Origin of the sequence: Campylobacter taeniopygiae (genome assembly GCF_005406225.1) — a bacterium.
GTDB lineage: Bacteria > Campylobacterota > Campylobacteria > Campylobacterales > Campylobacteraceae > Campylobacter_D > Campylobacter_D taeniopygiae.
The window spans coordinates 1-22,477 of sequence record NZ_NXLY01000014.1; the positions used below are offsets into that span (position 1 = coordinate 1).

Annotated in this window: 22 protein-coding genes; 5 read left to right on the top strand and 17 right to left on the bottom strand. The window is 28.9% G+C overall.

Going from position 1 to position 22,477, the window contains the following annotated elements; genetic code table 11:
* Positions 1-174: 174 nt before the first annotated feature.
* The 7 genes from abc-f to pheS form a co-directional block, all read right to left on the bottom strand.
* Positions 175-2,118 carry a ribosomal protection-like ABC-F family protein gene (abc-f, locus tag CQA75_RS07115; protein ID WP_137624323.1) on the bottom strand — a complete coding sequence of 648 codons (1,944 nt, stop codon included), beginning with the start codon at positions 2,116-2,118 and terminating at the stop codon, positions 175-177.
* Between the two features lie 43 nt (positions 2,119-2,161).
* Positions 2,162-2,656, bottom strand: coding sequence for a hypothetical protein (locus CQA75_RS07120; RefSeq protein WP_246023785.1), 495 nt, complete (start codon positions 2,654-2,656; stop codon positions 2,162-2,164).
* Positions 2,656-4,329 (bottom strand): 30S ribosomal protein S1, encoded by a 1,674-nt coding sequence (locus CQA75_RS07125; RefSeq protein WP_137624324.1) that lies wholly within the window; start codon positions 4,327-4,329, stop codon positions 2,656-2,658. Before CQA75_RS07125 ends, CQA75_RS07120 begins: the two co-directional genes overlap by 1 nt.
* Before the next feature lie 115 nt (positions 4,330-4,444).
* A complete protein-coding gene (locus CQA75_RS07130) occupies positions 4,445-5,275 on the bottom strand; it encodes a 4-hydroxy-3-methylbut-2-enyl diphosphate reductase (protein ID WP_137624325.1) in 831 nt (276 codons plus the stop codon).
* Positions 5,265-6,548, bottom strand: coding sequence for a 3-phosphoshikimate 1-carboxyvinyltransferase (aroA, locus tag CQA75_RS07135; RefSeq protein ID WP_137624326.1), 1,284 nt, complete (start codon positions 6,546-6,548; stop codon positions 5,265-5,267). Before aroA ends, CQA75_RS07130 begins: the two co-directional genes overlap by 11 nt.
* A complete protein-coding gene (pheT, locus tag CQA75_RS07140; protein ID WP_137624327.1) occupies positions 6,545-8,866 on the bottom strand; it encodes a phenylalanine--tRNA ligase subunit beta in 2,322 nt (773 codons plus the stop codon). The genes aroA and pheT overlap by 4 nt, the downstream gene beginning before the upstream one ends.
* A complete protein-coding gene (gene pheS / locus CQA75_RS07145) occupies positions 8,863-9,855 on the bottom strand; it encodes a phenylalanine--tRNA ligase subunit alpha (protein ID WP_137624328.1) in 993 nt (330 codons plus the stop codon). Before pheS ends, pheT begins: the two co-directional genes overlap by 4 nt.
* A 125-nt stretch (positions 9,856-9,980) precedes the next feature.
* On the opposite strand from pheS, the gene CQA75_RS07150 reads away from it, so the two are divergent.
* Complete coding sequence (locus CQA75_RS07150; protein WP_137624329.1) at positions 9,981-10,316, top strand: histidine triad nucleotide-binding protein; 336 nt, start codon at positions 9,981-9,983, stop codon at positions 10,314-10,316.
* A gap of 1 nt (position 10,317) precedes the next feature.
* Here CQA75_RS07150 and CQA75_RS07155 read toward each other — a convergent pair whose 3' ends face one another.
* Together CQA75_RS07155 and CQA75_RS09170 are read right to left on the bottom strand one after the other, a co-directional pair.
* Positions 10,318-10,887 (bottom strand): DJ-1 family glyoxalase III, encoded by a 570-nt coding sequence (locus tag CQA75_RS07155; protein WP_137624330.1) that lies wholly within the window; start codon positions 10,885-10,887, stop codon positions 10,318-10,320.
* Positions 10,880-11,026, bottom strand: a complete 147-nt coding sequence (locus CQA75_RS09170) for a hypothetical protein (RefSeq protein WP_171000092.1) — start codon at positions 11,024-11,026, stop codon at positions 10,880-10,882. The genes CQA75_RS07155 and CQA75_RS09170 overlap by 8 nt, the downstream gene beginning before the upstream one ends.
* A 111-nt stretch (positions 11,027-11,137) precedes the next feature.
* On the opposite strand from CQA75_RS09170, the gene CQA75_RS07160 reads away from it, so the two are divergent.
* Together CQA75_RS07160 and CQA75_RS07165 are read left to right on the top strand one after the other, a co-directional pair.
* A complete protein-coding gene (locus CQA75_RS07160; protein ID WP_137624331.1) occupies positions 11,138-11,881 on the top strand; it encodes an amino acid ABC transporter permease in 744 nt (247 codons plus the stop codon).
* Positions 11,874-12,602 (top strand): amino acid ABC transporter ATP-binding protein, encoded by a 729-nt coding sequence (locus CQA75_RS07165; protein ID WP_137624332.1) that lies wholly within the window; start codon positions 11,874-11,876, stop codon positions 12,600-12,602. Before CQA75_RS07160 ends, CQA75_RS07165 begins: the two co-directional genes overlap by 8 nt.
* Positions 12,603-12,631: 29 nt before the next feature.
* Here the strand turns inward: CQA75_RS07165 and CQA75_RS07170 are convergent, their stop codons facing one another.
* The 4 genes from CQA75_RS07170 to pgp2 form a co-directional block, all read right to left on the bottom strand.
* A complete protein-coding gene (locus CQA75_RS07170; RefSeq protein WP_137624333.1) occupies positions 12,632-14,098 on the bottom strand; it encodes an alanine/glycine:cation symporter family protein in 1,467 nt (488 codons plus the stop codon).
* 101 nt (positions 14,099-14,199) lie between these two features.
* Positions 14,200-14,667: a tRNA (cytidine(34)-2'-O)-methyltransferase gene (locus tag CQA75_RS07175; protein WP_137624334.1), complete on the bottom strand. Its 468-nt coding sequence runs from the start codon at positions 14,665-14,667 to the stop codon at positions 14,200-14,202.
* Positions 14,667-15,656, bottom strand: a complete 990-nt coding sequence (locus CQA75_RS07180) for an alanine racemase (RefSeq protein WP_137624335.1) — start codon at positions 15,654-15,656, stop codon at positions 14,667-14,669. Before CQA75_RS07180 ends, CQA75_RS07175 begins: the two co-directional genes overlap by 1 nt.
* 4 nt (positions 15,657-15,660) lie before the next feature.
* A complete protein-coding gene (gene pgp2 / locus CQA75_RS07185; protein ID WP_137624336.1) occupies positions 15,661-16,638 on the bottom strand; it encodes a cell shape-determining L,D-carboxypeptidase Pgp2 in 978 nt (325 codons plus the stop codon).
* Positions 16,639-16,848: 210 nt separating this feature from the next.
* On the opposite strand from pgp2, the gene CQA75_RS07190 reads away from it, so the two are divergent.
* Positions 16,849-17,289, top strand: a complete 441-nt coding sequence (locus CQA75_RS07190) for a hypothetical protein (protein WP_137624337.1) — start codon at positions 16,849-16,851, stop codon at positions 17,287-17,289.
* A gap of 45 nt (positions 17,290-17,334) precedes the next feature.
* On the opposite strand, the gene CQA75_RS07195 is transcribed toward CQA75_RS07190, so the two are convergent.
* Positions 17,335-17,631 carry an HU family DNA-binding protein gene (locus CQA75_RS07195; RefSeq protein ID WP_137624338.1) on the bottom strand — a complete coding sequence of 99 codons (297 nt, stop codon included), beginning with the start codon at positions 17,629-17,631 and terminating at the stop codon, positions 17,335-17,337.
* A gap of 58 nt (positions 17,632-17,689) precedes the next feature.
* Positions 17,690-19,555, bottom strand: coding sequence for an invasion protein CiaB (gene ciaB / locus CQA75_RS07200; RefSeq protein ID WP_137624339.1), 1,866 nt, complete (start codon positions 19,553-19,555; stop codon positions 17,690-17,692).
* Positions 19,556-19,620: 65 nt separating this feature from the next.
* On the opposite strand from ciaB, the gene CQA75_RS07205 reads away from it, so the two are divergent.
* Positions 19,621-20,034: an acyl-CoA thioesterase gene (locus CQA75_RS07205; RefSeq protein WP_137624340.1), complete on the top strand. Its 414-nt coding sequence runs from the start codon at positions 19,621-19,623 to the stop codon at positions 20,032-20,034.
* Between the two features lie 33 nt (positions 20,035-20,067).
* Here the strand turns inward: CQA75_RS07205 and kcuS are convergent, their stop codons facing one another.
* Positions 20,068-20,262, bottom strand: coding sequence for a KCU-star family selenoprotein (kcuS, locus tag CQA75_RS07210; protein WP_137624341.1), 195 nt, complete (start codon positions 20,260-20,262; stop codon positions 20,068-20,070).
* The gene (locus CQA75_RS07215; protein WP_246023786.1) at positions 20,246-22,393 is read right to left on the bottom strand and encodes a carbon starvation CstA family protein; all 2,148 of its coding nucleotides are present in this window, start codon (positions 22,391-22,393) and stop codon (positions 20,246-20,248) included. The genes kcuS and CQA75_RS07215 overlap by 17 nt, the downstream gene beginning before the upstream one ends.
* Positions 22,394-22,477: the final 84 nt, after the last annotated feature.

Consider the following 22,477-nt stretch of genomic DNA (forward strand, 5'->3'; position numbering starts at 1 on the left):
TCTAATTCTTTTTCTTCCTTGCTTTTTATTAAAGCACAAGAGTTTAAAAATACTAAAGCTAAAATTGCCAAAATGATTTTCATTTATAATCCTTGGTTTTTAAGAATATAGTCTATTGTATAATAAGTTATATAAAATTTTTATGGATATATGTATTTTTATAAATAGTGTATTTTATATTTCTTTTTGCAAATTTTCGCTTTTTTCTAAAACTGCAAAATACTCCATTTCAAGTGTTTCCAACTCTTCTTGTGCCTTTTGCAACTCTTCATAAAGTTTATTAATACCGATATTTTGATAAACACTAGGATTTGACAAATCTTTATTTAATTGCTCAATTTGTTTTTCAATGATTTCTATTTTTTCTGGATGATGGTTTAAAATTTCATTTTCTTTATAGCTTAATTTTTGGCTTTTTTTCTCTTTTTGATTGCTGTTTGAAATTGAATTTTCAAGACTTAAGGTAAAATTATCAAATTCGTGCAATTCTTTTTCATTTTCAAGATATTCCGTATAAAGAGTATGTAAAATATTGATCGAAGAATTTCCCTCAAAAGCATAAATTTTATTCGCTATTTTATCAACAAAATACCTATCATGAGATACAAATAAAATCGCTCCCTCAAAATTTAACAAATACTCTTCTAAAATATTAATCGTTGAGATATCTAAATCATTGGTTGGCTCATCAAGCACTAAAATATCATAAGTTTGAGTAAAAAGTAAAGCCAAAGCTACTCGATTTTTTTCTCCTCCACTTAATACAGAAACACTTTTATCTAAAAATTCTTTAGGAAATAAAAAATTTTTCAAATATCCATAAACATGCATATTTTTATCTCTTACTTGAACTCTATCTCCACCATTAGGACAAAAAATTTCAAGCAAGGTTTTATCTGAATTTACCAAATTTCTAGCTTGATCAAAATACCCTATCTTAATTTCCCCTCTTTTAATCTCTCCGCTATCTTGCTTAATTTGCCCTAAAAGCATTTTTAAAAAAGTAGATTTTCCACAACCATTTTTTCCCACTATAGCTATACGCTCTCCTTGTAAAATACGGGCTGAAAAATCTCTAAAAAGCATTTTATCTTCTATACTTTTACTCACATTCTTAATCTCAAATAACATTTTTTTTCGGTTCATTACCTTATCAGCATTAAAATTAAGCGTAGATCTTGAAATTTCAAGTCTCAAACGTTTTATAGCCCCTGGATTTTTTTTAGCCTCTTCTCGCATTCTTAAAATGCGCTCTTTTCTTCCCTCATTTCTTTTTAGCCTTGCTTTAACACCGCGTCTTAACCATTCTTCTTCACTTTTTAACTGCTTTAATAAAGTCTCATGACTCTTAGTAAGACTTTCTAAAATTTGTGCCTTTTTTTCAAGATAGTTTGCATATCCTCCTTTAAAAACACTTAATTTTCCATTTTCAATTTCCACACACTTATCAGCAATAGCATCAATAAAATAACGATCATGCGAAATAAAAATAACACACATTTTAGATTCTTTTAACAAGTCCTCTAAAAAACTCGTCATATAAACATCTAAATGATTTGTTGGCTCATCAAGCAATAAAATATCAGGATTTTTTAATATGAGTATGCAAAGCCCTACCCTGCGTATCTCACCGCCACTTAATGTACATACTAAACGATCAATGTATTTTAATAGATCAAATTCTTTTAAAACGCGATTTATCTTAGCTTCTATATTCCAAGCATCTTTGCTTTCTATCAAAGCCATAATCAAATCCATTTGTTTTAAATATTCTTTGTTTTCTGGATTTTGTTCTAATTTTAAATGGAGTTCTTCATATTCTTCTAAAGCGGTATAAATTTCTGAAAGCTCTTGTTTGATAGCATCCCTAACACTTAAATTTGCATGAAAATCTACATTTTGAGAAAGCATTGCAATGCTTTTTCCATTTTGTCTTATAACGCGACCGCTATCTAAATTTAAGACACCAAAGAGTATCTTTAAAAAAGTGGATTTTCCTTCTCCATTTTTACCAATAATAGCTATTTTTTCGCCATCATTGGCACTAAAATTTGCTTCATTTAAAACTATTTTTTCATCAAATCTTTTATTCGCATCAATTAGATCAATAAGTGCCATTATAATACTTCCTAGAAAAATAAATCAATGAATAAGAAATAAATTAGAGCCAAATTTCTTTAGCTTGAGTGCTAATTTTATATTTTTTGAGTTCTTTAATAATTTCATCAATAAGTTCTTTATTGTCAGTATCTAAAAAAATTTCTGGACTACCGCTAGATTTTAATAAAAAGTATTTCACATCAAAAGATTTTAAAGTTTGCTTTAGACAAAATACTGAATAAATATCATTTTTATCTACAATGAGTTGATAATATTTGCTTTTTTCTTTTAAATCGCTAGTATCAACATCAACATAAAGATTAAATTGCTCTGCTGCAGGAGTGAAATTTTTGCTTGGCCACTTAGCAAGCTCTTCTTGCCAAGTAAAATCTTCATTATTTTTTTGCTGGCCTTCTTTTTCTATGCTTACATTATGAGCAAATTCAGGAATAAAATCTGAATTTGCTTTAAATTTAGAGATTAATACCAAAACCACTACAAATAAACTAAGCAATAATATGCTTAAAATGCCTATGGTTAGATATTTTTTTATCATTAAGCTAATTGATCTTTTATGATATCACCTAAAGTGATTTTATCATTATCATTTATTTCATTTAAAACTTCGCGTTCTTTCATTTTAACTAAATTTTTAACACTTAAGCGAATTCTATTTTTCTTTTCATCGATGAAAACAATAGCTGCTTCAATTTCATCATCTATTTTCAAATTTTCTAAAGTTGAATTGCTAATATCTTCTTTATGAATAAGCGCATCAACATTTTGACTAAGCTCTACAAAAATACCAAAATCTTTAATATCGCGAATTCTACCTTTAACGATATCTCCAACTTTATGATTTTTAGCATATTCTTGAACTGGTGACTCACAAAGTTCTTTTGTACTAAGAGAAATCTTTTGATTTTCTGTATCTATTTTTATAATTTTTACCTTAACCTTGTCACCAACTTTAAATTTATCTTTACACTTATCGCTTCTTGACCAAGAGGCATCTTCATTATGCAATAATCCCTCAATCATACCAAGATTTATAAATGCTCCAAAAGCAGTTGTTAAAGTAACTTCGCCTTCTAAAACATCTGATAATTTATATTTTTTCAAAAATTCATCAAAAGGCTTTGAAAGTAAATTTCTCAAAGAAACTCTTAAACGTCTTTCATCGGAATTTATTTCAATAACTTCTACATCAATTTCTTGTCCCTTGCTTATATAATCTTTTGGGTTTTTAATATTTTTATCCCAAGAAATTTCACTGATGTGTAAAAATCCTTCAATATCATTGCCTAAATCCACAAAAGCTCCATAAGGCTCTATATTTGAAACGATAACTTTAATTGTATCGCCTACTTCAAGACTATCTTTTATTTCACTCCAAGGATCAGGCAAAGCTGCTTTAATAGATAATGAAAGGTGCTTACGTTCTTTATTGTAACTTATAACTTTAACTGGAACTTTATCGCCCTCTTTGTAAAAAAGACTTGGATTTACTGGACCCTTGTAAGAAATTTCACTATAATGAACCAATCCATCAATCCCACCTACATCAACAAACATACCATAAGTAGTAATTTTTTTAACTATGCCTTCAATCACTCCTTGTTCTTGAGCGATATTATTGATCAGTTCTTTACGTTTTTTTCTTTCATCATCTAAAGTTTTCTTTCGAGAAACAATGATGCTTTGTTCCTCATGATCGATTTTAATAATCTTCACTTTAAAGGTTTTACCTAAAACATTATTACTTTCCTTAAAACCATATTGAGATCTAGGTAAAAAGAATTCGATATCATTGTCATCAACAACAATAAGCCCGCCTTTATTTTTTCCAACTACTTTAACATTAAATATATTTTCAGAATCTTCTTCTTTGTAATTTTTAATAAATTCAATCGCTTTTTCTTTTCTCAAAGCCTTTTTATGGGATAATAAAGATCTTCCGCCATAATAACCTACTACAGCAACTTTGATCCTATCTCCAGTTTTAAACAATAATTGTCCATCGTCTTTTTGAATTTCAGCAAGTGGCAAAATTCCCTCGGATTTTTTACCTATATCAACATAAACTTCATCATTCTTGATCTCTACGATCACTCCTTCTGCCATTGCCTCTTCTTTTGATTTGTCAAAAGCATCTAAAAGTTGTCCAAAATCTTCTTCCTCGAAAAAATCATCCAAACCACTTTGAACTTTATTGTTCGCCTCAATCATCACTGTCCTTTAAAATAATTTTAAATTTCCTCATTCTAAATATTAAAAATTTAGCTTTTGTTAATTTTTTAAATTGTAGTTTTATTTAGCTTTTAAAAAAATAAAATATTGTGCTTTAATCAACAAAAGTTTTAATTTTAGCAATTACCTTATCTATAATCCAATCTGGAGTGCTAGCACCTGCACTAATTCCACAATGTTTTTTATTCAAAAACCATTCTTTTTTTAATTCTTCTTCTGTCTCAATAAGATAGCTATCTTCACAATGCATTTTTGCTATTAAAAAAAGTTGCTTAGTATTGGCCGAATTCTTACCACCTACAACCACTACCACATCGCTTTTTGCAGAAAGTTCTTTAATGGCATCTTGATTTTTAAATGTTGCATCGCAAATGGTATTAAAAACCCTAACTTCTTTAACCCTTAGCATTAAAAAATTAACTATTTCCATAAAATGTTCAGGTTTTTTAGTTGTTTGGCTTACCACAGCAATCTTATTTGGCAACTTAATATTTTCAAGTTCTTTTTTATCTAAAACAACGTAAGCTTTTGTACTTACATAGCTTTTCACGCCTTTCACCTCTGGATGATTTTCATCACCAAAAATAACGACTTCATAACCTTCATCACTCATGCGTTCGCAAATTTGCTGAGGCTTTGTTACAAAAGGACACGTTGCATCAAAAATTTCAATGTTTCTTTTTTTTAGATCAGCCAAATCTTGCTTTGTGATACCATGAGTTCTTATAATGGCTTTTTTTTCATTGCTTAATGCATTAATATCCTCTAAGGTTTTCACATTGAAATCTTTTTGCAAACGTAAAATTTCTTCATTGTTATGTATAAGTGGGCCTATAGTTGCAGCATCCTTAATTTGTTCAGCTTTTTTAATTGCTCTTTTTACCCCAAAACAAAAACCATAGTTCTTGGCTAATTCAATAATCAATTTTTACCCCTAATCTTTTTAAAATTTCTATAAAATTTGGAAAAGAAGTTTCAATGCATTCAAAATCATCAATTTCCATTCCGCAAATCATACCCAAAATAGCAAAACTCATAGCAATACGATGATCCTTATAACTTTTTATTTTAGCTTTATTTACTTTTCCACCTTCTATCTTAAAACCATCTTCAAATTCCTCAACCTTAACTCCGCAAAGCCTCAAATTTGAAACTATAGCATGAATTCTATCGCTTTCTTTAACTCTAAGCTCTTGTGCATTTTTAAGTATAGAAACCCCATTGGCTAAAGCAAAAGCGATAGCTAAAGCAGGAATTTCATCTATAAGCCACGCTATATTTTCTTTAAGCTCAATTCCTTTCAGTTTGCTAAAACTCGCTTCAATCTCTCCTATACTCTCAAAATGATTTTGAGTGATTTTTATTTCTATTTTAGCTCCCATTTTTTGTAAAATTTTATAAGCTTCTATGCGAGTAGGATTTAACAAAACATTGCTTATTTTTATTTTTGAATTGGGGATAATTATTGCTGCAAGTACAAAATAAAAGGCTGAAGATGGATCGTTAGGAATTTCGATATCTTGTTCTTTTAGGGACTCTTTTAAATTTGATATTTCAATTTTTAAACCATCTTCACTTATTTTTAAAGGAGCACCCATTGCTTTTAACATATTCTCACTATGATTTCTACTCAATTTTGGTTCTTTAAATACAGAATTTCCATTTGCATTTAAAGCCGATAAAATCATAGCCGTTTTAACTTGAGCTGATGAAATTTGACTCTCGTGATTAAAAGAATGTAATTTTTGTCCCTCTATGCAAATTGGCGCTAAATTTGCGTCCTCTCTGCCATAAATTTTTGCTCCGATATTTTTAAGAGGATTGCAAATTCTTTTCATAGGGCGGTTATTTAAAGATGTATCTCCGCTTAAGACAAAAAAACCAGAAATTCCTGATAAAAATCCTATCATTAAACGCATAAGAGTTCCGGAATTCCCACAATATAATATATCCTTAGGGGATAAAATTTTTCTAGGTGGAATTATACTTACATTTGATCCATAAATCTTAATTTCAGCACCTAACTTTTTTAAGATTTCGAGTGTGTTTAAAGTATCTTGAGCTAAGAGATAATTCTTAGCTTTATTTTCTTTTTTTGTTAAAAGAGAAAAGATCGCAAAACGATGAGAAATGCTTTTATCTGCTGCAATATCTGAAATTTCTATTTCAAAGCTATCAGATAAAGCATGAATAATCATCTTAAATCAAGACCCATTTCTTTTAATTTTTGTATAATCTTATCCATACTTTCTACAATTTGTTTATCTTCTAAAGTTTTATTCATATCTCTAAAAACGAAGGCTATGGTTAAACTATAAAAATCTTTAAGGTTTTCATCGCTATATAAATCCACCAATCTAAAATTTTCAAGTATTTCTAAATTTAATTCTTCTATAGCTTTTTTAATGCCCTCATACGCATATCCTTTAGGAACTAATACGCTAAGATCCCTATTTACAGCAGGAAATTTAGAATAATTTTTAGCAACCTTTTTCTCTTCTTTGATGAGATCTAAATTTAATTCACAAACATATGTTTTCATTAAGTCTTTTTCATTTTCTAATTTCAAATGCAAACGACCAATAAAACCTATATTTTTATCACCTATAAATATTTCTGCTTGCTCATAAGGACTTAAAAAACTATAATGAGAAAACTTGAGTTTAAAATCACCTATAATGTTTTTAATATCTAAAAGAAAATCATAAAAATTCACAAATCTTGGCTTGGCTTTATTTGCGATTTTAGGCTCTTCTTTATAACCTGAATGCACAAAAGCGATTTTATTGATTTCCTCTGTGTCTTTAGAAAAAATAGATCCTGATTCAAAAAGTTTAATGATTTTTTTTGAATTTTTTGTATTTAAGCTAACAGCATTTAAAAGATGATTTAATAAAGTCGTTCTTAAGGTATTTAACTCATTAGTTATCGGATTTAAAAGTTTTATTTTTACAGTATCAAATCCTAAATTTTCAAGCTCTTCGCTATTATCTAAAACATAATGCAAACTTTCAAAATAGCCATTATTTACAGCATTTTTTCTTAATTCTAAAAGTTTTTTATAAGAAAAATAAGTTAAATTAAGACGATTTTTTCCTAAAAATTCTAAATTTTTAGAAACTATATTATTAATCCCTATCATCCTAACGATTTCTTCGCAAATATCTGCCAAATTACTTACGTCTGGTCTATGTATTGGAACTTCAGCATTCATTAATTTATCATCTAAAAGTATTATTTTAAAACCTAATTTTTTCAAAATATTTAAGATATCATCCTTATCGATATCTTGACCTATGATATTATTAATATGATCAATATTTATAGGTATGGTTAAAAGTTTTTTATCAAGTAAAACTTGCTGAGAGGAACTATATATACTTAAATTAGGATTTTGTTTAAGAATATTAAGTAAAAAATCCATTCCTAAATATAATTTAGGCTCGCTCCCCCTAAAACTTCTATAAAAAATTTTTTCATCTTGTTTTTTATAATTTGACTTTGCATTAGCTATCACATTAGGATCTGTATAATTAGCTTCAATAATTACTAGCTTAGAAGTCTCTTTACATTTATATTCTTGCTCTTGATAAAAGCCGCTAATACTTAAAGTTTTATTTTGGCAAGAAATTTTTGTTTCTCCTAATTTTTCTTTACTCAAATTTAAAGTGATTTCCTCATTTTCTTTAGTAAAATCGCTTAAATCATAAGCATTAAACAAAACACCTGTTGAATGTATAACATAATTTAATAAATTTTGTATAGGATTATTTTCTAAATTTTCAATTTGAGCTAAACGTAAAGAAATGATCAAATCTAGTTGCAAATCATCTTTAATCTCTATAGCTCTGTAATTATAAAAACTATGTAAATCTTTTTGCGCATTAAGACGCAAAACTCTTCCTATACCTAACACATTTTCATTCTCTTTGAAAGACTTAAGCTCTTTTAAATTTAAATTAAAAGCTACGGCTAAATCTCGTGCTATGCCGTATATACTAAGGCAATCCCCCCTATTTGGAGTTAATTCAACCTCAATCAATACATCATTAAAAATTTCATAGGAATTTAACTCTTTTCCAAGCTCTAAAGTACCTATACTTTCATCTAAAACCATAATACCTTCATTAGTTTTACCAAAACCTAATTCTAAGCTTGAACAAAGCATACCATGAGAATCTACCCCTCTTAGCTTAGCATCTTTAATTTCCATCCCATTTGGCATACAAGCACCTTTAAGTGCCACAGCAACATATTGTCCTTGTTCTACATTTTTAGCACCACATACAATTTGCAAGATCTCATTTCCAACATCCACTTGACAAATGCTGAGTTTATCAGAATTTTCATGTTTTATTTTCTCTTTTACAAAACCCACTACAACTTTGCTAGGAGCTTTTAAATTGCAAACTTTATCAACTTCAATACCTATAGAATTTAATTTAAAAACAATTTCTTCAGCGCTTATACTCTCAAGATCTAACCAATCACTTAACCAACTTTTAGTAATTATCATCTAAATTGCTCCAATAATCTTAAATCGCCTTCAAATAAAGATCTCAAATCAGGAATTTGGTGCAAAAGCATAGCAAAACGTTCCACCCCAAGACCAAAGGCATAACCACTTACATTTTTATAACCTATAAAATTAAATACATTAGGATCAACAATTCCACATCCTAAAACCTCTAACCATCCTGTTTGTTTGCATACCCTACAACCACTTCCTTTGCAAAATACGCAAGAAATATCCACTTCAGCCGAAGGTTCAGTGAAAGGAAAAAAACTAGGACGAAAGCGAATTTTTACGTCATCAAACATAAAATGTAAAAAATCTTCTAAAATACTTTTTAAGTGTGCAAAGCTTACTTTTTGCCCTTCTTCTACAACTAGTCCTTCTATTTGATGAAACATTGGAGTATGAGTTATATCAAAATCTCTTCTAAAAACCGCACCAGGTGCTATCATTCTAATAGGAGGTTTTTGGGTTAGCATCGTTCTAATTTGCACTGGTGAAGTTTGAGTTCTCAAAAGTCTTTTATCATCAAAATAAAAAGTATCTTGCATATCTCTAGCTGGATGAGATTTTGGCAAATTTAAAGCTTCAAAATTATGAAATTCATCCTCGATTAAAGGACCTTTTTCTATACTAAAATTCAAACTTAAAAAATATTCTATGATTTTATCCATAGTGCTCATTACAGGGTGTAAAGCACCTTTTGTTACATTTTCATCAAAATAATTAAAATCAAGCACATCTTGTTTCATTTTTTCTTCAAGTGCAAGATTTTCCAAAATTTTAAATTTGGCCAAATAGGCTTTATTGAAAGCTTCTTTTTCTAAATTTAAAGTAGCAGCTAATTCTTTTTTAGCATCGCCTTCTAAATTTTTAAGTTTTGAAAAACTTTCTGTTAAAACGCCTTTTTTACCAAGAACTGAAATTCTAAGTGCCTCTAAATCATTTAAATTATTACACTCTTCAACTTGTTTAATAAAATTTTGCAATTTTTACCCCAATCAAAGTGAAATCTGATTTTAATTTTATTAAAAAGTATTTTAAATTCAGCATAAAAATTAAACTTTTAGAGATATAATTCTAAATTATTAATATTCAATGACAAGGAGAATACATGCAAGAAAAAACAGTTTTTGAACTTATAGTTGAAGGTAAAATTCCATGCAATAAAGTACTTGAAAACAATGATTTTCTAGCTTTTCACGATATCGCTCCAAAAGCTCCTATTCATGTGCTTATTATTCCAAAAAAACATTTTAAAAATTTTCAAGAATTTGATCCAGAACTTATGGCAAAAATGACAAGCTTTATCCAAGAATTAGCCATATTGCTAAATATCCATGAAAGCGGGTATAAATTGATAACAAATTGTGGAAAAGATAGCGGACAAGAAGTGTTTCATTTGCATTTTCATATGCTTGGAGGTTTTACAACCCCACAAAAGCAATAAATTATTTTACCAAAGGCATCAACATCATCTCGTATAATTTATCATAAATTTCATTAGAGCATAGATGTTTTGCTAATTCTAAACCAAAAAGAATAGCTGTTGCAGGGCCTGCTGAAGTGATGATATTTTTATTTACAACTATAGCTTGATTAAGACGAGTACCGTTAAGTCCAATCTCACAACCTGGATAGCAGGTGAATTCATCCTTTAAAACTCCTGCAGCATCTAAAACTATAGGGGATGCACAAATAGCAGCGACAATTTTATTATTATCATGAAGTTTTTTAATGATATTTAAAATTTCATCTGATTGTTTAAGATTATTCATACCTTCATATCCACCCGCTAAAGCAATAGCGTCAAAATCCATATGCGTAATGTCTTTTAGCAAATAATCAGCCTTAATGATAACTCCGTGAGATCCTTTTACAAAAAGATCAGAATTTAAAGAAGCCGTGATCACTTCCAAATCCCCACCCACTTCTTTAGCACGTCTTAAAACATCAACTACGCTTATCAATTCAGTCTCTTCAAAACCTTGTGCCATTGGAACTAAAATTTTTTTACTCATCATCTCTCCTTGTTTTATATTTTTGAAATCTTTTTTCTTTTTCTTTAGCTTTTTCACTCATTTGACGATTAAAACCCATAATTAAAAAAATCATAAAAAAGACAAAAAAAGCTACAAAAATAAAATCTAAAATTGACATATATAAGCCTCCTTTAAAAATCCTAACATAATTTTATAAATATTTAAAGAAAAATCAAAGATAATTTTATAGAATTTAAGTTTTTGAGATTATTTTAAGGGGTGATTGATTTTGAATCAGAAAAATATCAGAATTTTTGTATTTCTTGTCATTATAATTTTATGGGCTTATTTTTCTTTTCCTATTGAAATTTTACAAATTAAAAATTCCAATGGAGAAATAAGCTATGGTTACACAGCTAATGCAAATGCATATTTAAAAAGCTATGGCATCACTCTTTTACTTACCGTTTGTGCCGTTTTTATTGGGATAATTGTTGGCTTTGGTTTAGCTATTTTAAGATTTTTTAATATTAAAGCCTTAAATTTTATTATCGATGAATATATTGATATTATTCGTGGAACCCCTGTTATTTTACAACTTATGATTTTTTCTTTTGTGATTTTAACTTTTATTGATAATCTATACGCAGCTATTTTCGCTTTAGGGCTAAATAGCTCTGCTTATATTGCAGAAATAGTTAGAAGTGGGATTAATAGTATAGACAAAGGGCAAATGGAGGCTGCTCGTGCTATGGGACTTGATTATCAAACCTCTATGAAAGAAATTATCCTTCCGCAAGCTATAAAAAATATTTTACCTGCCTTAGCAAATGAATTTATTTCTTTATTTAAAGAAACCTCCGTGGTTGGTTTTATCAGCGTCATTGATATTACCATGCAAAGTCAAAGCTTACAAGCAATTTTTTATAATCCTAAGCCTATTATATTTACAGGGTTAATTTATTATATCAGCGTTAAAATTTTCAGTTATTTTGCTAAAAAACTTGAAACTAGGATTAATAAAAATGATTAAAATAAAAAATTTACATAAAAAATATGGCAATTTAGAAGTTTTAAAAAATATCAATACTGAAATTTCACAAGGCGATATTATAGCTATTATAGGGCCAAGTGGAGGTGGAAAAAGTACTTTTTTACGTTGTATTAATAGACTAGAATTAGCCGACAGTGGGGAAATTTTTATCAAAGGTGAAAATATATTAGATCCTAAAACAGACATAAATAAAATACGCCAAAAAGTCAGTATGGTTTTTCAGCATTTTAATCTTTTTGCCAATAAAACCATTATGCAAAATTTATGCCTAGCCCCTGTAAAAACTAAAATTTTAAATCAAGAAGCAGCCATCAAAAAAGCTAGAAATTTACTTAAAAAAGTTGGACTTTGTGATAAAGAAGATGCTATGCCTCACCAACTTTCAGGTGGGCAAAAACAACGTATAGCTATTGCAAGAAGCTTGATGATGAATCCGGATGTTATTTTATTTGATGAACCTACTTCAGCACTCGATCCTGAAATGATAGGAGAAGTTTTAAGCATCATGAAAGATCTTGCAAAGGAAGGCTTGACTATGCTTGTAGTTACTCATGAAATGGGTTTTGCTAAAAACGTTGCCAATCGAATTTTCTTTATGGACAAAGGAAATATAGCAGTTGATGACACCCCTAAAGAAGTCTTTGAACATCCAAAAAATGAAAGATTAAAAGAATTTTTAAATAAAGTTTTAAATCACTAAATTTAATCAGTCTTGAAAATCAAGACTGATTAGCTCCAGCATTCTGCATTTTTTATATTTAATTTAGACGCACTAAAATGAGGATCCTTTTTTGCTTTTTGCTGAGTGTTAAAATCTTTTAATGTTTTATTTACAATAGCACCTAAAAGCAGTAAAGAAATAATATTTGTTGTCGCCATAAAAGCCATAGTAAGATCTGCTAAACTCCAAGCAAGTTTTAAATTCATCTGCGATCCTACAAATATCATAGCTACTGCGCTTACTCTAAATAAATTCATCACAAACTTAGAATTTGTCAAATATTTTACATTAGTTTGCGCATAATAATAATTTCCAATCAATGATGTAATAGCAAAAAGAACGATAGCAATAGTAACAAAATGGATTCCAAAGCCCCCATAATATTCTCTCATAGCCTCTTGCACTAAAGGCATACCATCTCCAACATTACTTCCGTGAAAATTTAAATAAGCCATAGAAAAAAGCACTAAAAATCCAGAACTAGTACAAACGACAACATCGATTAATACTGAAAAAGATTGAATAATACCTTGTTTAACAGGATGACTAGTAAGAGCTGCTGCGGCTGCATTTGGTGCAGATCCCATCCCTGCTTCATTTGAGAAGAGTCCTCTTTTTATTCCTATAACTAAAACAGAACCAGCAAAACCGCCAAAAATTGCTTTAAAATCAAAAGCACTCAATAAAACCATATGAATTACAGAAGGAATTTTATCAAAATTCATTAAAACAGCAATAATTGCAAGTAAAATATAAGCCATAGCCATAAAAGGAACAATTAAAGAGCTTATTTTGCCAATTTTTGTATGGTGAGAAAAAAACATCCAAGAACCAAAAATTGTTAAAACAATACCAATAACAATAGGCCAATAGCTTGAAGCAAATCCTGTTGTAGAATTTGGATTAAACATATCATAATACACTTTAAATGCAGATGTCATCGTTTGACTTTGTAAGCCATTAAAGCCATAAGCATAAGTAATAATCAATATAAAAGCGAAGAAAGATCCAAAAAAATGTGAACCCAAAGCTTTTCTTATGTAATAAGCAGGGCCTCCTTTAAAGCCACCTGTTTCATCTTTGGATTTGTAAATTTGCGCTAAAGTACTTTCTGCAAACGCTGAAGCTCCGCCAAAAAACGCCATAATCCACATCCAAAATAAAGCTCCCGCACCCCCTGTTGTAAGTGCATACGAAATCCCTGCAATATTACCTATTCCAACTCTAGAAGCTGTTGATATCATCAAAGCTTGAAAAGGTGAAATATGTTCTTTAGAACCCTCACCATTTCTTTCTGTTAAAATTGAAAATACGGATTTAAGCATACGAAATTGCACAAAACCTGTCAAAAAACTGTAATAAATTCCGCAAACAATAAGCAAAATAACCATTATTGTATCTGTATAAGGAGTAATGTATCCTAAATAATTGATAATTTTTTCACTGAATGAAATATTTAAATTTTGTTCTCCCATGTGTATCCTTTCATCTTAATTTCAATTTACTTTAACATATTTTTGATGAAAAACACATTTACTTATGAAAAAATATAATAAAAAAATATAAATTTGTTACCTTAGGAAATAAAATATTTAAAATTTTGCCTTAAGGCCTCATAAGAAACAATACCAACACTAGTAGCTAAATTTAAACTTCTTCCACAAGATTTCATCGGAATAGTAATAGCATTTTGCCAATTAATTTGCATAAGTTCCATAGGCAAACCATAACTCTCACTTCCAAAAAATAAAAAATCATTTTCTTTAAATTTGGCATCAAAATATGGTTTTTTACTCTTTGTTGTAGCAAAAAAGAAACGATCTTTAAATTTTAAGTTTTGGTCTAAAAAAAGTTCCAAATTTTCCCAAATTATCGGCTCTAATTTTTCCCAATAATCAAGTCCTGCTCTACGAACAGCCTTTTGCGAAATATCAAAGACAATTGGCTTAATAATATGAAGTTTAAAACCTGCATTATAACACATCCTTCCTATACTTCCTGTATTCTGAGGAATTCTAGGATTAACTAAAACTATATTAAACATTACACCAAAATCCTTGAAATATCTGGATGAAGTTTAACTAAAATTTCATATGAAATTGTATTGAAAAAATCAGCCCAAATATTAGCATCATTAAAAACGCAAATTTCCTCGCCACAATCTTCACAAGAAAAACTATCCATCGAAATTTTGCCTAAAATATTTTTATGATTTGCTAAAGTCAAATTGCCTTTTCCATTGTAACGAAATAACCCATCAGCATAACCTAAATCGTAAGTAGCAATTTTTATTTTTTTATCAGCACTAAAAGATCTACCATATCCTACGCTTTGACCGGAATTTAAAATTCTTTCGCTTAATTTATGAGCATAAAGACTTAAAATTTTTTCTAATTTTTCATCTCCGTAACCAAATTGAGCAATGCCTATTCTAAAAAACTCATCTTTAGGAATATCTTTAGCTCTAAACAAGGCCGCTGAATTAAAAGAATGAAAAATTAAATGATCATATTTTTTTTGTGCCAACATTTTGGCTTCATAGAACTTTTGTTTTTGAATAAAAAAACTTGCATCCAACTCATCAGCACTTGAAAAATGCGTAAATATTCCTTCTAAATTTAATCTCGCCTCATCAATTTTAAAAAAAGCATCCTCTATATTTTCTACAAAAATACCATTCCTGTGCATTCCTGTATCTATTTTAAGATGAATTCTTGTACCGATTTTATATTCTCTAACCTTAGAAATTTCATTTAAAGCATATATAAATTGAGAATTTTCATTTCCATTGGGTCTATGTGAAAGTATTAAAATATTTTTAAAGAAGTCTTGAATTTCGTAAGCTTCTTTTTCATTTTTAACCGCAACAAAATTAATACCGAATTTTTTAGGTATAGGAGCTAGTATTTTAGCTCCATGTCCATAAGCGTTATCCTTAAAAACACAAATTATTTTTGAAGGATCTTTAGTTTTTTCAATAATTTGTTTTAAATTATTCTCGTATGATTTTTGATTTAGTTTAATAACAGACATAAAATCATTGCTCTGCTAAAATTTTCATTTTTCCTTTATCGTTTAATTTAACATATAAGGTTTTATTTCCTTTAAATTGATAATTTTTAGTATAATAATCTTCATAAAAAGAAATTCTATATATAACTTCATTATTTAAATTTGGATAAGGGCTAATATTAATATCTGAAAATTTTATCTTTTTATTCTCTTTGCGAGAAAAAATAATTTTTTTCATAGAAGCAAATTGCTCAAATTTCATTTTATCAAAACGTTTAAATTCATTTTGATCGTAAAATCCCAAATAAGAATCAATATTATTATTTGTCCAAGCGAATTTCCAAGCAAAAAGATCTGCAAACAAAGAAGCAATCTCTTCTTTTTTTGCTCTAACTTTATCCTTTTCTTCAGTCATTACAAATACTTTTTTATCTTGAACTACTTTGGCAAATTTCTCAAGATTTTCATTAAATAAAGCTATACAACCCTTTGTTTTAAACTCATCAATTCTAGTGCCATCTAAAGGATAGCCATGTATCCAAATTCCACCACCAGTTTTTCCCTGTACTTTATCTAATAAATTTGGATAAGTTGTTGCAAAAGCAAAAGGACCGTAGTAAGGATCTCCTGGATTAAATCTTTGTCCTAACTCATAAAAACCTATAGGGGTTTTTAAATCCCCTTCAACTTTTTTATCTCCCATTAGACCCGTAATAATTGATTTTTGTTCAAAATCCTTTTTAATTTTTCCATCATCATAGGAATACACGCGGAGAATTTTATCGGTTTTATTTGTAAGAACAATATCAACTTTACTGCTATAATATCCAAGAGAGACATTTTTATCCGCTATTTCAGACAACCAAAAATTTTTATCCATTAGCTCTTTTTCAATCTCTACCCCAACAGCATCTAAACCCTGATCTAAATAAATCTTAACTAAATCAGATGCCCTAATTATAGATACCCCAATAAAAAATAAAACAAGAAATCTTTTAAACAATATATCTTCCTTAAAAATTTATAATTTTAAATTAATTGATTTTATCTTTATTTTTAGAATTTTTAAACTGAGATTATATTATTTTTTTCTTAAAAAATAATAATTGTCAAAAATACAAACCAGATATTTTTTTAAAAATAATAAATATATTTAATTTTTTAAATTATAATTCAAAAAAATATTTTATTTTAATTTTTAGGATGCATTCTCATGAAAAAATTATTTTCTATTATATTTTTTGCCTTAATACTTTTAGTATTTTACTTTATTCTTAATCAAAATATTTCAAAAAAAGAACCTCATATTAATAGTTTAAAATCTTTAAATTGTGATTTAAATGTTAATGATTGTGCTTATAAGCTTAAAGATAAACAAATAATTATTTCTTTAAATCCTAAACCTATTAAATCTTTGCAAAATACAAAATTACTCATTAAAAATCTTGGAACATATGAAAATTTAGAATTGAAAATTTATGGATTAAATATGTTTATGGGGGAAATCAAGCCAAAAATTTATAAAATCAATAAAACAGACTATGAAAGTCAATTCATACTTTCTTCTTGCTCGATGCATACTATGCGATTTAGAGCAGAATTGCTAGATAATAACAAAAGTATATTTCATTTTGATTTTGATTTAAAAAGATAGAAAAGAATAAAAATTTAAGAAAGGCTAGAAAATCTAGCCTTTATTTTACTTCTTTTTTTTGCCGCTAGCTTTGGCAACAGCTTCTTTAAGGTTTTTACCTACTTTAAATTTAGCAACTTTAGTTGCAGGAACTTTAATAGTTTTTCCAGTGCTTGGAACTCTAGCTTCTCTAGCAGCTCTTTCAGCTGTTGAAAAAGTACCAAAACCTATAAAACTAATGCTATCACCTTTTGCCAATATATCAGTAATTGTAGCAATAACTGCATCAGTAGCAGCTGTAGCATCTTTTTTTGTTAGCCCAGCAGTTTGAGCAACTTGAGAAATAAAATCTGCTTTAGTCATAAAAGCTCCTTTTTTTATTTATTAAAACACTTAATTCTAGCATATTAAACAAACAATATCAAGCATTAAAATACTTTTTTTCATTTTTTTTGCTTTTTTTGGCTTTATAAAGCTCAAATTCGCCACTATTATCAATTTCATTGCCGATTTTTTCATAAAGTTTATAATAATATTTTACAAATTCTTTACACTCTTCTTCTATAGGCATAAAAACTTTATCCTCAATTAAACAAAAACGATTTAAAAATTCTTTTGCATCCAGTTTCAAAGTATAATGTTTAGCCAAATCATGATAGGTTTGCAAAACAAGCAATTTAAATTTTTCATAAAATTCCAAATTAAAATTAATTTTTAATCTATCTTCAAATTTTAAAACTCCACTTTTAAAAAGCAAAGAAAGATGTATCAAACCTTCAGTATAATAAGGTTGTACCTCATCAACTTTTTGCCAAGCGATAAGAGAAATTGCTCTTTTGATAAGCTCATGAAAAACCGGCAATCTAAGCTCTTTATCTTCATGAAGGAAGAAATTTATCAACCCTCCTGTTGTTGCTTTATATTCTTCTATATTTTTAAAAAAACCGCTTTGATTCATCTTTTTCTCGCTATCACTAGCAATAAAAAAGATATGACCGAATTCATGACCTATGGTTGAAATTTCATAAACACGCTTCCAAATATCTTCTTTAAAAAAAAGAATTTCCCTACCATAGTCTAAAAAATCCTTCTCAAAAACCTCACTTGAAATTTTCATAAAAGGTTTACTCAAAGTATTTTCATAGACAAAATTTAAAAATGCAAAAATTTTCTTTCCTGCTATATTACTTACAAATTCATCATTAGGAACAACCTGTGCTGAAAATAAACCTTTAAGCTCAGCTCCATAAAAAATCATAGGTATACAAACATAAAGCTGTGTTTTGTCTATATTATTAAGCACTTCTTTTTTTAATTTTTCATCTTCAATATTTATATTTTCATATACTTTTATAAAACTTTGCTTGATTTCATTACTGAATTTTAAAGCATCAAAATTACTTTCATCTTCTAATCTTATATCCCATTCCAAAGCAACGGCATGTGTGTAGTGATCTTCATAATACTCCAAAGGATGCCCAACCTGCAAAGGTGACTTAACCTTCATCCAAGCAAGTTCTGCTTCTTGCCATGATCCAATAATTTTATCTTCATCTTTTTGACAAAAAGCATTTTTTAATTTTTCAAAATACTCCACATAAGCTAACTCATCCTCTTTTTTGGCAACATTTTTTAACCTTTCTATCATTTTTTCAAAAGCAAATTCAAGCTTTAATGTTTCATTTTCAAAAAATCTTGCATAAGGAACAAATTTCCATAAATTTCCTATTCTTACAAGCACCCCATAACTTCTTTCGCAAATTTCTCCTTGAGGAGTGATTTGATATAATTTATTTTTATGTAAAAAATTAATAGCATCATCAAGATTTTGAAATTGCGATGCCAAAATTTTATTATTTTTTTCTATAATTTCTTTAGTCCAAGAAATTTCATAAGAATTTATAATCACTCCTATTTCATGAATTCCTTGAATTAAAATTTCATAGAATTCACTTAATAATTTTCTACTCACAATTTCATCAATAAGTTCTTGATGTTCTTTTTCATAAAATTTTCTAATTTCTTCATAAAATTTATGTTTTAATTCTGTAATTTTTTCCTCTTTAAAAAAATTTTTCTTCCATTCTTGAACTAAATTTTCTTCTTTTAAATCAACTAATCGTCTAAGAATAGCCACAAAAGTACTTTTTTCCTTTTTTAATTCACTAAGATTAAGCAAATGTTCAAAATATCCATCCCATGAATCCGAATCCAAAAGTTCATAAAAAATATTGATGTTTTCCTTACGTTTTTTTACGAGTTTTGCTACTTCTTTAAAATTATTCATTTTTTTTAGTTTCCTTTCTTTACTTTCTTGAATTATAATTTATTATTTAAAATAAGGAGTAAAAAATGAAAGATATGGGCGAACCAAAACTTAAAATCGTTGCCATGCCTAAAGACACAAACTCAGCAGGTAATATTTTTGGCGGTTGGATCTTATCACAAATTGATACAGCAGGTGTAATAGCAGCAAGAGAACTTTCTCCTGAAAGAGTTGTAACCATTTCTATGGAGCAAGTTGTTTTTAAGCAACCTGTATTTGTTGGAGATATAATCTCTTGTTATGCAAAAGTAGTAAAAGTTGGAACAACTTCAATACGCGTTGAAGTTGAAGTTATCGCACAAAGAGTGGATGAATTTGGCTCAACTATATGTGTAAATGTCACTTCTGCTACTGTTACTTATGTAAGCGTTGATAGACGAGGAAATAAAAAACCTATAAGTGAAGAACTAAAAAGAATTCATGGCTTTTTAAATGCCTAATTTGTAAGATAAAGACTTTATCCTTAGAGATTATCAGCATTTATTTAAACCACCGCTATTATACTTTTTTTCTAAGCAATCCTTAAAAAACTCCCCTCTTGTTTTGGGAGTTTTTTCTGGATGCGATTTTTCCATATGCTCCAAATATTTATCATAACTTGAAAGTCCTACCAAAGGATGAAAAAACCTTTCAGTTTTTTCATAAATTTTTTTAAACTTGCTTAACATTTAGAGAGTTAAGATCAACATAAGGACTTTCTTTTAATGGAATTTTGATTTTTCCTATACAAATTCCTATACAAGAAATGATAACAAGCAAAGTTGTAAGCATAAAGAATATACATAAAACTGCATCTAAAACATTTCCAAACCAAGAATGAGATAAATTAGAAATTTGCTGTTCTTTTTCTTGTATTTGTTTTTCAAATTTTATTTGATCTTCTTGACTTGATTGTTGCTTTTGAGACTTAATTGATGCGATTTCATTTTCCAATTTTTCAATAGCTTTTTTATTCATTTGAGCTGTAGCGATATGACTAACGGTATTTTGAATTTTTGCTCCTTCTTCATAAGGCAATATCTTTTGGATACCTCCATAAAGAGTAGCAATTAATACAAAAATTGCTGGAGCTAAAGTAACCCAAAGGAATTTCTTTTTACCCATTTTCGCAAGAATGGCACTCACTAAAAGCAAGGACATACCAGCTAACATTTGATTGCTTACTCCAAAAAGTGGCCATAAGGTATAAATTCCTCCATTAGGATCAATAGCCCCTTGATACAAGAAATATCCCCAGCAAGAAACACTGATAATAGTAGCTAATAAACCAGCCCAAACATTATGTATATTTCCTAAAGGTTTATAAACATTGCCCAATATATCTTGAATCATAAATTTAGAAGTTCTAGTTCCCGCATCAACAGCTGTTAAAATAAATAAAGCTTCAAATAAAATCGCAAAATGGTACCAAAATCCCATAAATTCAACGCCACCAAAAATTTTATGTAAGATTAAAGTTACTCCTAATGCAAATGTTGGAGCTCCACCTGTTCTTGATAATATAGTTTGCTCACCTATATCCTTAGTTAGCTGTGTAATTTCTTCTGGAGTCACTAAAAATCCCCATTCACTAATTACCTTAGCCGCATGGGCTAAATCAGTACCAATTAAAGCAGAAGAAGAATTAACAGCAAAATAAATTCCAGGATGCAAAATACAAGCACAAATTAAAGCCATGATAGCCACGCCACTTTCAGCAAGCATAGCACCATATCCTACAAATAAAGCATGTTCTTCATTTTCTAGCATTTTTGGACTTGTACCACTTGAAATTAAAGCGTGAAAACCACTTATAGCTCCACACGCTATAGTTATAAATAAAAATGGAAAAATAGAACCCGCAAAAACAGGACCAGTTCCATCAAGGTATTGATAATTAATTTTTGGCATTAAAAAATCAGGTGCAACAAATAAAATTGCCAAAGCCATTACAACAATAACACCCATTTTTAAAAAAGTCGCAAGATAATCTCTTGGCGCTAAGAAAAACCAAACTGGCAATAATGAAGAAATAAAACCATAACCCATAATCATAAATGCTAATGTAGGTTGATCGAAAGTAAAAAAATGTGCTAAAGTTGGATTAAGAGATACATCATGTCCGTAATGGATAGAAAGAAGTAATAAAATAAATCCAATAATCGAAGCTTCTCCTACTCTTCCTGGGCGAATAAAACGCATATAAATTCCCATAAATATTGCTATAGGAATAGTCATTGCTATAGTAAATAATCCCCAAGGAGAATTAGCCAAAGATTTTACAACCACCATAGCCAAAATAGCAATGATAATAATCATAATTCCAAAAATAGCAAGCATAGCAACGCCGCCAGTAAATCCTCCCATTTCATCCTTGATCATTTCTCCAAGGCTGCGTCCTTTTCTACGCATAGAAATAAAAAGAACTAAGAAATCATGCACAGCTCCAGCTAAAACCCCACCAACTAAAATCCAAATCATAGAAGGCAAATAACCCATTTGAGCCGCTAAAACAGGCCCTACTAAAGGTCCGGCTCCAGCAATGGCGGCAAATTGATGGCTAAATAAAACAATTTTATTTGTTGGAACAAAATTTTGTCCATCGTTTTCTATTTTAGCTGGAGTAGCTCGATTTTTATCAAGCCCAACAACCTTAAAAGCAATAAAACGTCCATAAAGTCTATATCCTATCATATAAATACAGACGGCTGAAACAACCAAATAGATAGCTGAAACTTTTTCGCCATTTTGCAAAGCCAAATAGCAAAAACAAGCGCCACCCAATAAGGCAACGAAAAACCATAAAATTTTTTTCAACACTCTAACTCCTTTTTAAAATGAAAAATAAATTATAATAAATAAGATATTAATTTCTTTTAAATTATCAAGGAGATGAAAAATATT

Excerpts from the sequence above, each read along its gene's own strand:
- abc-f (WP_137624323.1), bottom strand. The coding sequence starts at position 2,118 with ATGGCACTTATTGATCTAATTGATGCGAATAAAAGATTTGATGAAAAA.
- CQA75_RS07120 (WP_246023785.1), bottom strand. The coding sequence starts at position 2,656 with ATGATAAAAAAATATCTAACCATAGGCATTTTAAGCATATTATTGCTT.
- CQA75_RS07125 (WP_137624324.1), bottom strand. The coding sequence starts at position 4,329 with ATGATTGAGGCGAACAATAAAGTTCAAAGTGGTTTGGATGATTTTTTC.
- aroA (WP_137624326.1), bottom strand. The coding sequence starts at position 6,548 with ATGATTATTCATGCTTTATCTGATAGCTTTGAAATAGAAATTTCAGAT.
- pheT (WP_137624327.1), bottom strand. The coding sequence starts at position 8,866 with ATGATAATTACTAAAAGTTGGTTAAGTGATTGGTTAGATCTTGAGAGT.
- CQA75_RS07150 (WP_137624329.1), top strand. The coding sequence starts at position 9,981 with ATGCAAGAAAAAACAGTTTTTGAACTTATAGTTGAAGGTAAAATTCCA.
- CQA75_RS07155 (WP_137624330.1), bottom strand. The coding sequence starts at position 10,887 with ATGAGTAAAAAAATTTTAGTTCCAATGGCACAAGGTTTTGAAGAGACT.
- CQA75_RS09170 (WP_171000092.1), bottom strand. The coding sequence starts at position 11,026 with ATGTCAATTTTAGATTTTATTTTTGTAGCTTTTTTTGTCTTTTTTATG.
- CQA75_RS07165 (WP_137624332.1), top strand. The coding sequence starts at position 11,874 with ATGATTAAAATAAAAAATTTACATAAAAAATATGGCAATTTAGAAGTT.
- CQA75_RS07170 (WP_137624333.1), bottom strand. The coding sequence starts at position 14,098 with ATGGGAGAACAAAATTTAAATATTTCATTCAGTGAAAAAATTATCAAT.
- CQA75_RS07175 (WP_137624334.1), bottom strand. The coding sequence starts at position 14,667 with ATGTTTAATATAGTTTTAGTTAATCCTAGAATTCCTCAGAATACAGGA.
- CQA75_RS07180 (WP_137624335.1), bottom strand. The coding sequence starts at position 15,656 with ATGTCTGTTATTAAACTAAATCAAAAATCATACGAGAATAATTTAAAA.
- CQA75_RS07190 (WP_137624337.1), top strand. The coding sequence starts at position 16,849 with ATGAAAAAATTATTTTCTATTATATTTTTTGCCTTAATACTTTTAGTA.
- CQA75_RS07195 (WP_137624338.1), bottom strand. The coding sequence starts at position 17,631 with ATGACTAAAGCAGATTTTATTTCTCAAGTTGCTCAAACTGCTGGGCTA.
- ciaB (WP_137624339.1), bottom strand. The coding sequence starts at position 19,555 with ATGAATAATTTTAAAGAAGTAGCAAAACTCGTAAAAAAACGTAAGGAA.
- CQA75_RS07205 (WP_137624340.1), top strand. The coding sequence starts at position 19,621 with ATGAAAGATATGGGCGAACCAAAACTTAAAATCGTTGCCATGCCTAAA.
- kcuS (WP_137624341.1), bottom strand. The coding sequence starts at position 20,262 with ATGTTAAGCAAGTTTAAAAAAATTTATGAAAAAACTGAAAGGTTTTTT.